At 68.2% G+C, this 15,401-nt stretch carries 13 protein-coding genes; 4 read left to right on the plus strand and 9 right to left on the minus strand.

The window, feature by feature from the left end; genetic code table 11:
* Window positions 1–5 precede the first annotated feature (5 nt).
* Window positions 6–224: a hypothetical protein gene (locus tag MPLG2_RS18470; RefSeq protein WP_158681058.1), complete on the plus strand. Its 219-nt coding sequence runs from the start codon at window positions 6–8 to the stop codon at window positions 222–224.
* 593 nt (window positions 225–817) lie between these two features.
* Here MPLG2_RS18470 and MPLG2_RS10685 read toward each other — a convergent pair.
* The 3 genes from MPLG2_RS10685 to MPLG2_RS10695 all read right to left on the minus strand — a co-directional run bounded on the left by MPLG2_RS10685 (window position 818) and on the right by MPLG2_RS10695 (window position 4,780).
* Window positions 818–1,282, minus strand: a complete 465-nt coding sequence (locus MPLG2_RS10685) for a PTS sugar transporter subunit IIA (RefSeq protein WP_197709913.1) — start codon at window positions 1,280–1,282, stop codon at window positions 818–820.
* A gap of 167 nt (window positions 1,283–1,449) precedes the next feature.
* Entirely contained in the window at window positions 1,450–2,589 is a 1,140-nt protein-coding gene (locus MPLG2_RS10690) for a mannitol-1-phosphate 5-dehydrogenase (RefSeq protein ID WP_105186112.1), read from the minus strand.
* A 1-nt stretch (window position 2,590) separates the two neighbouring features.
* Window positions 2,591–4,780 carry a PTS sugar transporter subunit IIA gene (locus tag MPLG2_RS10695; RefSeq protein WP_231935627.1) on the minus strand — a complete coding sequence of 730 codons (2,190 nt, stop codon included), beginning with the start codon at window positions 4,778–4,780 and terminating at the stop codon, window positions 2,591–2,593.
* Window positions 4,781–4,956: 176 nt separating this feature from the next.
* Between MPLG2_RS10695 and MPLG2_RS10700 the strand changes: the two genes are divergently transcribed.
* Together MPLG2_RS10700 and MPLG2_RS10705 are read left to right on the plus strand one after the other, a co-directional pair.
* A complete protein-coding gene (locus MPLG2_RS10700; protein WP_105186114.1) occupies window positions 4,957–5,946 on the plus strand; it encodes an IS5 family transposase in 990 nt (329 codons plus the stop codon).
* Between the two features lie 208 nt (window positions 5,947–6,154).
* On the plus strand, window positions 6,155–7,144 hold the full coding sequence (locus MPLG2_RS10705; RefSeq protein ID WP_105185078.1) for an IS5 family transposase: 990 nt from the start codon (window positions 6,155–6,157) through the stop codon (window positions 7,142–7,144).
* 133 nt (window positions 7,145–7,277) lie between these two features.
* On the opposite strand, the gene MPLG2_RS10710 is transcribed toward MPLG2_RS10705, so the two are convergent.
* Genes MPLG2_RS10710 through glmS form a run of 3 tightly spaced genes read right to left on the minus strand, consistent with a single transcriptional unit; the run spans window position 7,278 to window position 11,045 of the window.
* Window positions 7,278–8,852, minus strand: coding sequence for a bifunctional ADP-dependent NAD(P)H-hydrate dehydratase/NAD(P)H-hydrate epimerase (locus tag MPLG2_RS10710; protein WP_231935628.1), 1,575 nt, complete (start codon window positions 8,850–8,852; stop codon window positions 7,278–7,280).
* Between the two features lie 4 nt (window positions 8,853–8,856).
* Entirely contained in the window at window positions 8,857–9,204 is a 348-nt protein-coding gene (locus tag MPLG2_RS10720; protein WP_105186115.1) for a holo-ACP synthase, read from the minus strand.
* Window positions 9,201–11,045 (minus strand): glutamine--fructose-6-phosphate transaminase (isomerizing), encoded by a 1,845-nt coding sequence (gene glmS / locus MPLG2_RS10725; protein ID WP_105186116.1) that lies wholly within the window; start codon window positions 11,043–11,045, stop codon window positions 9,201–9,203. Before glmS ends, MPLG2_RS10720 begins: the two co-directional genes overlap by 4 nt.
* A 133-nt stretch (window positions 11,046–11,178) precedes the next feature.
* Between glmS and coaA the strand changes: the two genes are divergently transcribed.
* Window positions 11,179–12,168: a type I pantothenate kinase gene (gene coaA, locus MPLG2_RS10730; protein WP_105186117.1), complete on the plus strand. Its 990-nt coding sequence runs from the start codon at window positions 11,179–11,181 to the stop codon at window positions 12,166–12,168.
* Here the strand turns inward: coaA and MPLG2_RS10735 are convergent.
* The 3 genes from MPLG2_RS10735 to MPLG2_RS10745 form a co-directional block, all read right to left on the minus strand.
* A complete protein-coding gene (locus MPLG2_RS10735) occupies window positions 12,083–12,556 on the minus strand; it encodes a PhzF family phenazine biosynthesis protein (protein ID WP_105186118.1) in 474 nt (157 codons plus the stop codon). The genes coaA and MPLG2_RS10735 overlap by 86 nt on opposite strands.
* A 120-nt stretch (window positions 12,557–12,676) precedes the next feature.
* Window positions 12,677–13,489 carry a metallophosphoesterase gene (locus MPLG2_RS10740; protein ID WP_158681060.1) on the minus strand — a complete coding sequence of 271 codons (813 nt, stop codon included), beginning with the start codon at window positions 13,487–13,489 and terminating at the stop codon, window positions 12,677–12,679.
* 19 nt (window positions 13,490–13,508) lie between these two features.
* Window positions 13,509–15,371 carry a putative nucleotidyltransferase substrate binding domain-containing protein gene (locus MPLG2_RS10745; protein WP_105186120.1) on the minus strand — a complete coding sequence of 621 codons (1,863 nt, stop codon included), beginning with the start codon at window positions 15,369–15,371 and terminating at the stop codon, window positions 13,509–13,511.
* Window positions 15,372–15,401 lie beyond the last annotated feature (30 nt).

A 15,401-nucleotide genomic window follows, 5' to 3' on the forward strand; every position in this document is an offset into this window, starting at 1 on the left:
CACTGGTGGAGGTCGTCGGTGCTGTGGTTGGTGACGCGGTAGTGCTGGTGGTGGGGGCTGGTCCACCAGAAGATGCCGGATGCTGGTTGTTTGACTTGCCGGCGGCGGCTGGTTTCGGCGCGGTGCAGGGTTCGGGTGAGGGGGCCGAGGTTGTCGGGCCGGGTCTGGTCGTCGATGCCGTCGGTGTAGGGGATGGTGTGGTCGAGGTCGAGTCGGCGGGCTGAGCGGGAGCGGCTATTTGGGTCCGTCGAGTGAGCGTGATGAGATCCCGGCGTGAGCCGGGATGACGAAAGCGCGGCCCTTTGTGACCCGGTGGCGCGAGTTCGGAACCGTCCCCAACTCGCGCCGCGATGACGAAAAGCGACGACCCCGTGGTGACACAGCCTCGGCCTGACGGCGGACTTGCGCACGGGTGAGATCCCGGCGTTCGCCGGGACCGTGAGCTCAGCCGCGACCAAAGTGACGCGACGGTCAAAGCGGTGTGGGGGCACCCCGACCCGGTAGGTGGGCGTAGGGCGGGCTCGCCGGCCCACACACGCAAACGGCACATCGAGACGCAACTGGCCGGCGAGCTCCGCTTGGGCAGGGCGGGGTGCCCCCCGCACCGCGGCAACAGACTCCCCCGGCCAACCCAGCCACGTCAGGGTAGGGCGCCCCCGCACCGCGGCAACGAACTGATCCACCGCCAACCAGCCGAGGTGCAACAGACTCCCCCGCGACGGCGACTGCGTCACAGGCCACCCGTCAGTCCGCCGAGATGACGTGGTGAGCGCTCGGCCAGACCCGGGTTTCGACAAGCTCGACGAGCGAGAACAGCTCAGAGTTCGACGTCGCTGAACACGTCCATGATCTGCTCGGCAGTGGTGGCCGCCTCGAGCTTTCCGATGCCCTCTTCGTCCATGAACACCACGGCGATCTGGCCGAGCAGGTCGAGGTGATCGTCGCCCGCACCGGCGATGCCGACCACGAACTTCACCGGGTTGCCGTTCCAGGTGATGCCGTTGGCGTAGCGCACCAACGAGATGCACGACTGCTTGATGAGCGTCTTGGCCTCATTGGTTCCGTGCGGAATCGCCAGCAGGTTGCCCATGTAGGTAGACACCGAGCGCTCGCGCTCGTACATCGAATCGACGTAGCTGGGGTCGACGTTGCCGGACGCGACCAGCAGGTCGCCCGCCTCTTTGATGGCGCCGGCCTTGTCGGTGGCGGTGCCGTTGAGCTCGATCGAATTCAGTGCGAGCACCGCGTTTGAGGCCTGATTTGCCTGTGCTTCTTGGTTCACCCGCACATGCTACGTGGCGGCGGCAGGGGTGCTGTCAACACGCCGTCCATGCCGGACGGCGCGCCCGGCACGCGCCACTAGGCCATATCGTGCCCGCGCCCACGGGGGCCCAGACGCAGCGAACGGCGCCCCGGACGAAGCCGGAGCGCCGTCGTGCGCTGTGTGACTCAGCCCTGCTGGTGGTTGCGAACGACCTCCAACACCGCCGGGTAGAGGGCGTCGGCCTCGGTCAGGCCGGTGATCTGCGCCACCGCATCTTCGGGTGACAACTCCCCCAGCAGCCGTTGCAGCTCGACGGCTTCGGGGTCGTCAGCATTGTCGAAACCGAGACCCGCGCCGATCGCCGCCAGCAGTCCGTTGTAGGGCATGCCCCGCTCAGCCAACTGCGACGCCGGCGAAATGAACCTGTCATGCCGGCTCAGCTTGCGCAGCGGCCCACGACCCACCCGCAGGGTGGTGTCGGGCAGGCTCGGGTTGGCGAACCGCTTGAGGATCTTGCTCACGTAGGCGGTCTGCACCGCATCGTCGACGCCGTGCTTGGCGACGATCAACGACTTGGTGTCGGCCAATGCGTCGGCGACCTTGGCGGTCACGTCGGCGTCAGCGAGCGCGTCCGAGATCTTCTCGATGCCAGCGGCGTAGCCGAACCAGGCCGCGGTGGCGTGGCCGGTGTTCACCGTGAACAACTTGCGTTCGATGTAGGGCTCCAGGTCGTCCACCCAGGTGACGCCGTCGATCTCGGGCACGTTGCCCTCGAACGGCGGCGTCTCGATGGCCCACTCGAAGTAGTTCTCGACCGTGACGTCGAGCCCCGCGTTCGGGTCTTGGGCCGGCACGATGCGGTCGACCGCGGTGTTGGCGAACAACGCCCGGTCGGCCAGATCGTCACCGGCGTAGGCCGCCTCGACCTCGCCCTTCAGAATGTCGGTGCCGTTGATGGCGTTCTCACAGGCCATCACCGCCAACTTGGGTGACCCGGTCGGACGGGCCGCGATACCCGCCGCGATGGCCGGGGCCACGAACTTCAGAATGTGAGCTCCGACAGCTGTGGTGACGATGTCGGCCGAGGCGATCGCGGCGGTCAACTCCTCAGCCTGCTTGGCCGAGTTGAGAGCGGAGTACCCGCGCACCACGGTGGTGCGCGGGTCATCACCCACCTCGTGCACGGCGTACGAATCGGAGTTCGCCAGCGCCTCGATCAGCGCGTCGGCGACGTCTGCGAAGACCAGTTCGTAGCCGGCGTTGCTGAGCAGCAGGCCGACGAACCCGCGACCGATGTTTCCCGCGCCGAAGTGGACCGCTTTCATGTCAGCCGTTCACCTTTCCGAAGGCGTCCTTGATCTGCTGGGCGTCGGTGGCCGCTTCGAGTTCGGCGATCTTCGACTCGTCGAGGAACACCTCGGCGATCTTGCCCAGCAACTCGAGGTGGTCGTTGCCCGCGCCGGCGATGCCGATCACGAACTTGACCGGGTTGCCGTTCCAGTCGATGCCGTTCGGGTAACGCACCACCGAGATCGACGAGCTCAAGATCATCGACTTGGCCTCGTTGGTGCCGTGCGGAATCGCCAGCAGGTTGCCCATGTAGGTCGAGACCGACTTCTCGCGCTCGTACATCGAATCGACGTAACCCGCATCGACGTTGCCCGAGGCCACCAGCAGGTCGCCCGCCTCTTTGATGGCACCGTCCTTGTCACCGGCCGTGCCGTCGAGCACGATCGAACTGAGCTTCAGCACCGAGTCGGACGCTTCGTCGGCGTGGTCGGCGACGGCCACCGCCGCAGGGACGGCACCGGCCGTCGGAGCGGCTTCGGGGGCGGCGGTGGCGGCGGGCACGGGCGCCGGAGCCTCCGGCGCGGGCGCTTCGGCAGCGGCCTCCGAGTTCGTCCGGCGGACCATGTCGACGACCTCGTCGTAACGGGGTGAGGACATGAAGTTGTCCACCGCCACGTGCACGGCGGACGGGGTCCGCTGCGTCGCGCGCGCGATCAGGTCTTCGTGCGAGACCACCACGTCGAATGCATCGTCGAGGCTCGCGATCGCCTTGTTGACCACCGTCACGTCGCCGAACCCGGCGGCCTGGATCTTCTTGCGCAGCACCGAGGCACCCATCGCGGACGAGCCCATGCCCGCGTCGCAGGCGAAGACGATCGACTTGATGGGGCCGCTGTGAGCCGCGCCGCCGCCGGCGAGGAGCCCGGACAGCGCGTCGGACGACTTGCCCTTGTTGGCTTCGGTCTGGCTCACGGCGCTGGCGAAACGATCCTCGCCTGCGGCCTCTGCGGCCAGATCGGTCTTGCGAGACGCGCGCAGGATCGCCGCCGCGATCAGGAACGTCACCGTGGCCGAGAGCACCACCGACAAGATGACCGCGAAGTAGGCCCCCGGCGCGGTCTGCGCGAGGACGGCCAGGATGCTGCCGGGAGCGGCAGGTGCTCGCAACGCACCACCGAGCAGCATGTTCGTGGTGACACCGGTCATACCGCCACCGATCAGGGCCAGAATCAGCGCGGGCTTCATCAGCGCGTACGGGAAGTACACCTCGTGAATACCGCCAACGAACTGGATGAAGGCAGCGCCCGGAGCCGATGCCTTGGCGGCACCGATTCCGACCAGGGCGAAGGCGAGCAGCAACCCGAGGCCCGGCCCGGGGTTCGCCTCCAGCAGGAACAGGATGGACCGGTTGTTGTACGCGGCATCGCCCGCCTGCGCCAACCCGAGCGGGGTCAGCACGCCATGGTTGATCGCGTTGTTCAGGAAGAGCACCTTGGCCGGCTCGATGATGATGCTAGTCAGCGGCAGCAGGTTGTTCGCGACCAGCCAGTTGACGGCCGAACTCAGGATCGACATCAGGCCGTTGACCAGCCAGGCGATCGGGTAGAAGCCGATGATCAGCAGTACGAAGCCCCAGATTCCGGCCGAGAACATGTTGACCAGCATTTCCAGCCCGGCCTTGATCTTGTTCTCCCACAGCTTGTCGAGCCAGCGCATCGAATAGGCCGACAGCGGGGCCATGACCATCGCACCGATGAACATGTGCACCTGGCCGAGTTCGGAGAAGTCGGCCTCCGCCTTGCCCGTGGCGAGCCACGCCTCGAGCAGCCGCGCGTTCTCTTGCGCGATCAGGTAGTCCGAGCCGGCGATCGCACCCATCACGCCGATGGAGGCCACCACGGCGCCGCGCAGTCCGTAGACCATGTGCCCGCCGGTGTAGGCGATGATGATCGGCAGCAGGTAGTGGATCATCGGACCGACGACGGTCGCGACGGCTTCGTTCGGGGTGAAGCCCTTGGGAATGAAGAACATGGTGAGAATGCCCCATGCGATCAGGGCAGGAATGTTGGGCATGATCATGCCCGAAAGGAACGTGCCGAACTTCTGCACATGAATGCGGGCCGAAGACTTCGGCGCCGCGGTGGGGGTAGACATAGGTCTCCTCAAGTCTGTGCCCGGGTTGCGTACGCCCCGCCCACCGCTGGACGGGCCCCCGTGCCCGAGCAACTCTGTGTTCGCACCCTAGACCGGACAAATCATCGACGGCTACCAACAGGCCGCGACACACTTCGACCAATCCGGCGACCGGGTCGAATGATCAGCAAACCCTAGGGATGCGCTGATTTTTGTGGTGTGCGGTTCGGTGGCTGGCTTCGGCTGTTGGGACGCGAAATTGTTGGGGTATGGACAGCGAGCAGCCTTCTTTCGCCGATGTCGAGTATGGCAATCGTCGGCGGGTTTCCAAGCGTGAGCAGTTCTTGGAGCAGATGGAGGCCACGATCCCGTGGCAGGTGTGGATCGATCTGATCGAGCCGTACTACTACCTGGACCGGCCAGGTAAGACGGGTCGGAAGGCGAAGCCGCTGGCGATGATGCTGCGCATGTATTTGCTGCAGGTCTGGTTCAACCTGTCCGATGAGGGGGTCGAGGACGCGATCTACGACTCGTTCGCGATGCGCCGGTTCCTGGGTGTGGACTTCACGGTGGAGCAGGTGCCCGACGCGACCACATTGCTGCACTTTCGTCACCTGTTGGAGAAGCATCAGCTTGGCCAGAGACTGCTGGCGGCGCAGAACGACCTGTTTGAGCGTGAGGGTTGGATCATGCGGGGCGGGACGATCGTGGACGCCACGATCATTGCGGCACCGTCGTCGACCAAGAACGCCACCGGCACGAGGGATCCCGAGATGCACCAGACCCGCAAGGGCAATCAGTGGTACTTCGGGATGAAGGCCCACATCGGGGGCGATGCCGGCACCGGATATGTGCACTCGGTCACCGCCACCGCGGCGAACGTGTCCGATATCACCGAGGCTGTCCATCTGATGCGGCCCGATGACACTGCCGGGTGGGGCGATGCCGGTTACCTGGGTGTCGACAAACGCGAGGAGATCACCGGCGATCCCCACCTCGCCGGCGTCACCTGGCACATTGCAGCCCGCAAGAGCCAGTTGGCGAGGATGCATCCTCATGAGCGGGCGATCGAGTCCCGCAAGGCCGGGGTGCGGGCCAAGGTCGAGCACGCGTTCCTGATAGTCAAACGAGACTTCGGGTTCACCAAGACCCGCTACCGCGGCCTGGCGAAGAATCTCCATCGTCTCCACGTCGCGTTCGCGTTGGCGAACTGGCTGATGCGGGCACGTGCCGTCGCTCTCACCACGGCGGCGGCATAGCGTCAGCCTGCCCGAAACCGCCCCAACAGGCCCCCCGCAGCGAATCGATCAGCCGACAACGCCCACACCCAACCCCTCCAAGAGCACGATCACCGTCACTCACGCCACGAATGGCACGTTGATCAGCGGTTCCCTAGGGATGCGCTGATCTTTGTGGTGTGCGGTTCGGTGGCTGGCTTCGGCTGTTGGGACGCGAAATTGTTGGGGTATGGACAGCGAGCAGCCTTCTTTCGCCGATGTCGAGTACGGCAATCGTCGGCGGGTTTCCAAACGTGAGCAGTTCTTGGAGCAGATGGAGGCCACGATCCCGTGGCAGGTGTGGATCGATCTGATCGAGCCGTACTACTACCTGGACCGGCCAGGTAAGACGGGTCGGAAGGCGAAGCCGCTGGCGATGATGCTGCGCATGTATTTGCTGCAGGTCTGGTTCAACCTGTCCGATGAGGGGGTCGAGGACGCGATCTACGACTCGTTCGCGATGCGCCGGTTCCTGGGTGTGGACTTCACGGTGGAGCAGGTGCCCGACGCGACCACATTGCTGCACTTTCGTCACCTGTTGGAGAAGCATCAGCTTGGCCAGAGACTGCTGGCGGCGCAGAACGACCTGTTTGAGCGTGAGGGTTGGATCATGCGGGGCGGGACGATCGTGGACGCCACGATCATTGCGGCACCGTCGTCGACCAAGAACGCCACCGGCACGAGGGATCCCGAGATGCACCAGACCCGCAAGGGCAATCAGTGGTACTTCGGGATGAAGGCCCACATCGGCACCGATGCCGGCACCGGATATGTGCACTCGGTCACCGCCACCGCAGCGAACGTGTCCGATATCACCGAGGCTGCCCATCTGATGCGGCCCGATGACACTGCCGGGTGGGGCGATGCCGGTTACCTGGGTGTCGACAAACGCGAGGAGATCACCGGCGATCCCCACCTCGCCGGCGTCACCTGGCACATTGCAGCCCGCAAGAGCCAGTTGGCGAGGATGCATCCTCATGAGCGGGCGATCGAGTCCCGCAAGGCCGGGGTGCGGGCCAAGGTCGAGCACGCGTTCCTGATCGTCAAACGAGACTTCGGGTTCACCAAGACCCGCTACCGCGGCCTGGCGAAGAATCTCCATCGTCTCCACGTCGCGTTCGCGTTGGCGAACTGGCTGATGCGGGCACGTGCCGTCGCTCTCACCACGGCGGCGGCATAGCGTCAGCCTGCCCGAAACCGCCCCAACAGGCCCCCCGCAGCGAATCGATCAGCCGACAACGCCCACACCCAACCCCTCCAAGAGCACGATCACCGTCACTCACGCCACGAATGGCACGTTGATCAGCGGTTCCCTAGAGGCCCAGGGACGCTACCACCCCTGGAAGCGCTTCCGCAATCGTCTGCACAGGGTGCGGTCCGGGCGCATCGGCCGCAGCCAAAGCCTGAACGGACGCGGCCGCCAGCCCGGCCCGGCCGGGGTTCAGACCGGCCGCCAACAGGCTGCCGCAGATTCCGGCCAGCAGGTCGCCGGAGCCGGCCTGGGCCGTCCAGGCGGGCCCGGGCACGGTGATCGAGATTTCCCCAGCCGGGTCGCAGACGTACTGGGTTGCGCCCTTCAGCAGCACGGCCGCGCCGAACCTGGCGGTGGCCGTCCGCACGGCGTCGATCGGGTCGCGTTCTACCTCCGTCCGCTCGCGACCGAGCAGCCGGGCGAGTTCGCCGGCGTGCGGGGTGAGCAGTACCCGCTCCCCCAATGGACCGGACGGAAGGTGCCGCAGGGCCTCGGCGTCCAGCACCAGCGGAAGGCCCTCGTCCAGCGCTCGGCGCACGACCTGGTCGCCGTCCGTCCGGTCGCCCCAGCCGCTGCCCAGCACCCGGGCCTGCACCCGGCCGGCACCGAAGACCACGTTGGGGGCCGCCGCTCGGATCAGGTCGACCGCCGCCGCAGCACCCTGGAAGCGCACCATGCCGGCCCCGGCATGCACCGCGCCCAAAATGCCCAGCACCGCCGCGCCGGGGTAGCCGTCCGAGCCGGTGTCGAGGCCGACCACGCCGCGGGAGTACTTGTCGCTGGTGGCGTCCGGCCAGGGCCAGGCGGCGGCCAGGTCGGAGCGCTGCCACGCCAGCAGATCGCCGGTGGGCAAGTCGAGGCCGATGTCGATCAACTCCACCCGGCCGCAGGCCGAGGCGGCCGGTTCGAGCACGTGGCAGAACTTCAGGCCGCCGAAGGTGACGGTGAGTGCCGCAGTGAAGTGGGACGCCACGCCCCGGTCGACCGAGCTGGTCGAGACCCCACCACCCTCGGCCCAGCTCGTCGAGACCCCACCACCCTCGGCCGAGCTTGTCGAAACGGCCGAGCTAGTCGAGACCCCACCACCGTTGGTCGAGCTTGTCGACACCCCTGCCGGCGAGGCCTCGACAAGCTCGGCCAGCGATGGGCTGTCGGCCGCCAGGCCGGACGGCAGGTCGACCGCCACGACGGGCACGCCCGCATCGGCACAGGCGCGAGCGAACAGTGCCACCGGCTCACGCAACCCCGCCCGTCCGCCGATGCCGAGCACGCCGTCGACCACCAGGTCGCTCGTGGGCAGTTCGGCCAGCGCCCCGACGGCGTCGACCGCGCGACCGCCGGCGGCCACGAAGGCACGCCACGCCGACTCGTGCACCGACGACCCGGTGCACCAGGCGCGCACCCGCACCCCGCGCCCGAGCAGTCGGACGCCGGCGTAGAGCGCGTCGCCGCCGTTGTTGCCCGAGCCGACCACCAGCAGCACCCGGGCGCCGTAGACGCGGCCCTTCTCGCGCAGTTCGCGCAACAGCACCGACGCCAGCCCGGTCCCGGCCCGCTGCATCAGCACCCCCGGCAGTGCCGTCAGCAGCGGCTCTTCCGCCGCCCTGATGGTCTCAGCCAGATACACCTGCCGCATGAGCTCAAGCCTCGCAGACCACCACCGCCGCTGCGATGCCCGCGTCGTGGGTGATCGAGAGATGGACCGTCGAGATGCCGAGTTCGGCCACCCGCGCCGCCACCGACCCGTGGTAGTCGAAGAACGGTTTGCCCAGTTCGTCTTTGCGCACCTCGACGTCGTGCCACGACAGCCCCTGGGGTGCTCCGAGCGCCTTGGCCAGGGCCTCTTTGGCGGCGAAGCGTCCGGCCATGCGGTTCATCGACGAGTCACGCTCGGCGGGGGTGAACAGCCGGGCGAGCAGCCGCTCGTTCTCGGCGGCGGTGGCGAACCGTTCGACTGGGCAGACGTCGATGCCGATGCCGACGATCACTCGACCGTGACCGACTTCGCCAGGTTGCGCGGCTGATCGACGTCGTAACCCTTGAGCGAGGCCAGCTCGCAGGCGAACATCTGCAGCGGCACGGTGGCCACCAGCGGCTGCATCAGGGTCGACACCTTTGGCAGCCGGAACAGGAAGTCTGCGTACGGGATGACTTCTTCGTCGTCATCTTCGGCCAGCACGATGGTGAACGCGCCGCGGGCGCGTACCTCTTGAATGTTGCTGGTCACCTTGTCGTGCAGCTGGTCCCGGCCCTGCGGCGGCACCACCACGAAGATCGGGATCTGGTTTTCGACCAGCGCGATGGGGCCGTGCTTGAGCTCACCGGCCGGAAAGCCCTCGGCGTGCAGGTAGGCGATCTCTTTGAGCTTGAGCGCACCCTCGAGCGCCACGGGGTAGCCCACGTGCCGGCCCAGAAAGAGCACCGACTTCTGCTCGGCGTACTTGGCGGCCAGTTGCTTGATCGGCTCGATCTCGTCGAGCACCCGCTGGATCAGCGGCGGCGTGGCGGCCAGCTCGCCCATGATCGCGGCGATCTCGTCGCCGAACTTGGTGCCGCGCACCTGCGCCAAATACAGCCCGAGCAGATAGCAGGCGGCCACCTGGGTGAGAAAACCCTTGGTGGACGCCACGCCGATCTCGGGGCCGGCGTGGGTGTAGATCACGGCGTCGGACTCGCGCGGAATTGTGGCGCCGTTGGTGTTGCAGATCGCGATCACCTTGGCGCCCTGCTCGCGGGCGTGCCGAATGGCCATCAGGGTGTCGGCGGTCTCACCCGACTGGCTGAGCGTGACCACCAGGGTGCGCGGGGTGATGATCGGGTCGCGGTAACGGAACTCGCTCGCGATCTCGACCTCGCAGGCGATGCGCGTCCAGTGTTCGATGGCGTACTTGGCCACCATGCCCGCGTAGTAGGCCGTGCCGCAGGCCACGATGATGATCTTGTCGATGGTGCGCAGTTCGGCTTCGGGAATGTGCAGCTCGTCGAGCTTCAACGAGCCGTCTTCGTTGTAGCGGCCCAGCAGGGTGTCGGCCACCGCCTGCGGCTGCTCGTAGATCTCTTTGCGCATGAACCAGTCGTAGCCCTGCTTCTCGGCCGCCGAGAGGTCCCAGGTGACCTCGAACGGGTGGCTGTCGGCAGGCGTGCCGTCGAAATCGGTGACGGTGAAGCTGTCGGCGGTGACGTCGACCACCCGGTCTTGACCGAGCTCGACGGCGTGCCGGGTGAACTCGATGAACGCCGAGACGTCCGAGGCGACGAAGTTCTCACCCTCGCCCAGGCCGACCACCAGCGGCGAGTTGCGCCGGGCCGCCACCAACCGGGCGGGTTCGGCGCTGTCGATGGCGACCAGGGTGAACGCTCCCTGCAGTTGGCGGCAGACGCTACGCATGGCGTCGGCCAGGTCGGCACCGCCCTCGACCTCGCGGCCGAGCAACTGGGCGGCCACCTCGGTGTCGGTCTCGGACGTGAATGCCACGCCCTGGGCAACCAGCTCGGCCCGCAGCGGGGCGAAGTTCTCGATGATGCCGTTGTGAATCAACGCAACGCGGCCGTTCGCCGAGGTGTGCGGGTGCGCGTTGTAGTCGGTGGGGCCGCCATGGGTGGCCCAGCGCGTGTGCCCGATGCCCAGGCCGGTGGGCGGCAGCGGGTCGGCCGCGATCGCCGCGTCGAGGTTGACGATCTTGCCGGCCTTCTTGCGCACCTCGAGCGCGCCGTCGGTGACCACCGCCACACCGGCGGAGTCGTACCCGCGGTATTCCATGCGGCGCAGGCCCTCGACCACCACCCGGCTCGCCTCGCGTGGACCGACGTAACCGATGATTCCGCACATGGCCCGAACCTTACCGTTTGGCCGCCGGGCGCTCAGACGATGTGGCGACGCCGGAATACCCGTTTACTGGCCGACAACCGCTTCGACCAGCACACTGTTACCACCAGGCAGGGCAGCCAGCAGCGAGGAGCTCATGGATCCACAACAGTTCATCGTGCCGCCGGGGCTGACGATCGCGCCCGAGGACGACCCGTACGGACCGTACGTGGCGCTGAGCCGCCGGCAGTGGGCCGACCTCGCCGACACCATTCCGTGGACGCTCGACTCCGACACCCTGGCCCGGCTGCGCGGCCTCGGCGACCCCACCGACCACGCCGAGGTGCTGGAGGTGTACCACCCGCTGACCCAGTTGCTGAACCTGTACTGGGAGCGCACCAACGCACTGTTCAGCTCGTCCCACGACTTTCTCGGGCTCAACGACAAGCAGGTTCCGTTCGTGATCGGGGTGGCCGGATCGGTCGCCGTGGGCAAGTCGACCACGGCTAGGCTGCTGCAGGAATTGCTGGCGCGCGGGCCGCGCCGGCCGAAGGTCGAGCTGATCACCACCGACGGCTTTCTGTACCCCAACCACCTGCTCGAAGCCATGGGTATCGCGCACCGCAAGGGGTTTCCCGAGTCGTACGACCGGGCGGCGCTGCTGCAGTTCGTGATCGACGTGAAGTCGGGCAAGAGTGACGTGACCGCCCCGGTGTACTCGCACCTGATCTACGACATCGTGCCCGATGAGCGCATCGTCATCGGCGAACCCGACATTCTGATCGTCGAAGGGCTGAACGTGCTGCAGCCGGCGCGTCGGCGCTCCGACGGCACGACGGCACTGGCGGTCAGCGACTTCTTCGACTTCACCGTGTACGTCGACGCCCGCACGTCGTTCATCAGGCAGTGGTACATCGACCGGTTCTTCGCGTTGCGGGCCACCGCGTTTCGCGACCCGAAGTCGTTCTTCAGGCGCTACGCCGAGATGTCGGAGGCCGAGGCGCTGAGCACCGCCGGCACCTTCTGGGACACCATCAACGGGCCGAACCTCGAGCTGAACATCAGGCCGACCCGCGGACGGGCCACGGCGATCCTGCGCAAGGGCGAGAACCACGCAGTGACCTGGGTGCGCATCCGCAAGGTGTGAGAGCGGTCGGCTCGGCGCACCGCTGAGCAGGATCGGGGACGGTTCTCATGGCACCGGCGAGATGCTGTACGTGGGCCGCCCAGACGCCGGCGGCGTTGACCACCACGCGGGCCGCGATATCGGCCTCGGCAACGGTGCGTGCGGTGCCCAGCGTGGGGTGGCCGGCGAACGGCAGCTCGTTGGCGAGGCTGAAGATGCGTACCCGGTAGTCGGCATCGGGGATGGTGGGCGGCAGCACGAAGGTGCATTCCGAGAGGTTCGTCCACACCGAGATGCGGCGCAGGTCGTCGTCCGACAATCCCTCGGCGTCGAGCACGGCCGCGAGCGGGTTGCCGCTGAAGTCTCGACTGCCGAAGACGTCGACCTGACGGAAGGGGCGGTTGGTCACCGCTGCACCCTACCGCTGGAGCTTGTCGAGACCCCTTCCGTTTGGAGATCCCGGCTTTCGCCGGGATGACGAGGTTCGCTCGAGGCCCGTTAGATGGTCGCCGGGATGACGGCTTGGGCGTCACAGCACGAATGCGTGCCAGTCGTCCACGGCCAGGGACTCGTCGCCGGGGTCGACGCCGACCAGGCGTCCCCCTGGCAGGGTGACGCTGACGTGCTTCGCGCGCTGGTCGAGCCGGACCCGCTCGTCACCCACCAAATCGGCGACGCGCAGTTCACCGGTACGCCAGTCGACCAGCGACGAGTGCCCGTACACCTGGCTGAACGGCACCGGGTGGTCGAGCCAGCTGGGCAGCAGTTCGGCGGTGGCCAGCGCCCAGATCGGCCCGGCCAGCGGTGTCGGACGCCGCCACATCATCGCCGCTCCCGGCCGGAACAGCGCCCGGGGCCGGGTTCGCGCCAGGGCGTTCAGCCGCTGTGCCGCCGTCGCCGCGGAAGCCGGCGAGCCGAGCACCTCAACCCAGAAGTTCCTGGTCACCCCGGCGTGGGTGATCAGAAACGACTCTCCCCCGCTCTCGATCGCCACCGCCGGCACCATCAGCCTGCCGCGCCACCATCGGCGCAGCGTGCGGGCGGCCGGCCGGGCGATCGGCGTGTGCCAACTGAACTGCCGGCGGCGCAGGTAGAACGCCTCGTGATTGCCCACCACCTGCAGCCAGCGCCGGGGCGTTGCGCTCAGATGTCGGTCGACCAGCGCCACGACCGCGTCCGATTCGGGCCCGCGGTGCACCAGATCGCCGACCTGCACCACGGTCAGGTCGGCCGGAATCGGCCCGTCGCCCCCGTCGGGCACCCCCAGCCGGGTCAGCTCGGCGCGCAGCGCGGCGAGGTGTCCGCCCACGTCACCGAGCACCGCCACCCGCGCTCCGGTCACGGCTGACGGCTCACCCGACTCAAGCACCACCGCCGTCCGATTCGGGGCGCAGCCACTCGTCCGGCTCTTCGTAGCGGCTGATGTTGAAGACCCGCTTCTGCACCGCCGCGATCTCGCGCACGGCCCGCAGAATCACGCTCTGGTCGATCGCTGACACCTGCCCGAGGTCGACGATGTCGGTGGCCGGCCGGCCCTGCTGCACCTGCCGCAGCTGATGCCGCAGCCGAATCGACTGCAGCACCCCGTACACCTCGACCAGGGTGCGCGCCTGCCGCTCGGGCAGCATCGTCGATCCGGAGGCGGCCCGCAGCCGTTCGGCGGTCGGCAGCGCCGGGCTGCCGATGGCCAGGGCGGCGAAGCGGGCCAGGTTCACGATCGGCAGCAGGGCGTGCTGCTTGATGTCGAACGGGTGCCGGTGCAGAAACAGCGTCTCGAGCCGGCGCACCTTGGCCCGCTTGGCCAGCGACTCGCTGAGCAGCAGCCGCATGGTGCCGGTGCTGCGCCGCAGCCCGGCGAACAGGTCGGTCACCTTGACCAGCTCGGTGCGGCCGTGAATCGAGCGGGCGTCCAGCAGCAGCGACGCCATGGTGGCGCCCTGGGCTGCGACCGGGTCGGCCAGCCAGGTCTCGGCGCTCTGCCGCCAGTCGGACGCGGTGCGGGCGAAGTTCTGGTGCGCCGCCGTGGCGCCGTGGCTGTCGGCGCCGAGACCGGCCCCGCTGAGCGCGGTGGTGACCTCGGCGAACACCTGCCGGTACCGGTCGATCTCGCCCTGCGAGGTGCCGTCGGGGAAGACCGCGGCCGAGTCGACGTCCGAACTGAGCGTGGTCTCGCGCCGGCCGTTGCTGCCCAGCGCCAGCCAGGTGAAGCCGTCGGGATCGAGGCCGGGGTGGGCCTCGAACACCAGGTCGAGCACCCGTCGGGCCACCGAGTCGACCAGCGTCGAGTACACGCTCAGCACGCCTGCCGACGACAGCCCACCGTCGAGCAGGTCGCCGAGCAGGCCGGGCAGCCGGGCGGCCAGTTGCTGCACCTCGTCGACCGAGCCGGCCCGCAGCAGGCGCTCGTTGAGCGCCACCCCCGGCGCCGCGGCCGACGCGATCAGGTCGCCGCGGTCGACGCAGCCGAGCAGGTCGCCCGCCTCATCGAGCACCAGCACCCTGGCCGCGCGGCTGTCGAGCAGCAGGGCCAAGGCCTCGGCGGCAGAGGCTCCGCTGGTGACCCGCGGCAGGTCGGTGACCAACACCTGTTCGATCGGCACCGACCCCGGCAGCCCGGCGGCCAGCACCTGTTCGCGCAGGCTGCGATCGGTGATCACGCCCAGCGTGCCGTCCTCGCGCCGGATCGCCGCCAGGCCCTCGCCGCCCTGCTCGGTGAGCGCAGCCGCGACCTGTTGCACGCTCAGACCCGCGGGCAGCACCAACGGCCGCGTGGTCAGCAGGTCGTCCACCCGAAGATGCGGCGGCGTGAGCACCAGCGCGTGCCGTCCCGATCGGTCGGGTGCCTCGCCGGCCCCGTCGGCCATCGCCCGCTCGACGTCGGCCGCGGGCACCAGCAGCACGGTGGACGCTTCCGCGGCCACCACCCGGGGCCCGATCGCCCGGCCGGTCAGCGAGGCGTCCAGGCCGAACACGGCTCCGGCGCCCAACCGCAGGTCGGGCTCGTCGGGTGCGCTCTGAGCCTCGGCCCGCTCGCCCTCGACCCACAGCTCGACCGCGCCGGCGAGCAGCACGCCGACCTGTGCGGGGGTGGTGCGAAAGGCGTCCAGAATCAGCTCGCCGGCCTCGAACCGGCGCTCCTGCGAGGCCGCGATCAGGGTGGTGCGCACCCGCTTGGGCAGCAGGTCGAAGGGTGGCGCGACCGCTAGGACGGCTGCTGCGTTCATGCGCTCAGTGTGGGGTGCACGAGCCCGGCT

The sequence above is a fragment of the Micropruina glycogenica genome (genome assembly GCF_900289045.1).
Taxonomy (GTDB): domain Bacteria; phylum Actinomycetota; class Actinomycetes; order Propionibacteriales; family Propionibacteriaceae; genus Micropruina; species Micropruina glycogenica.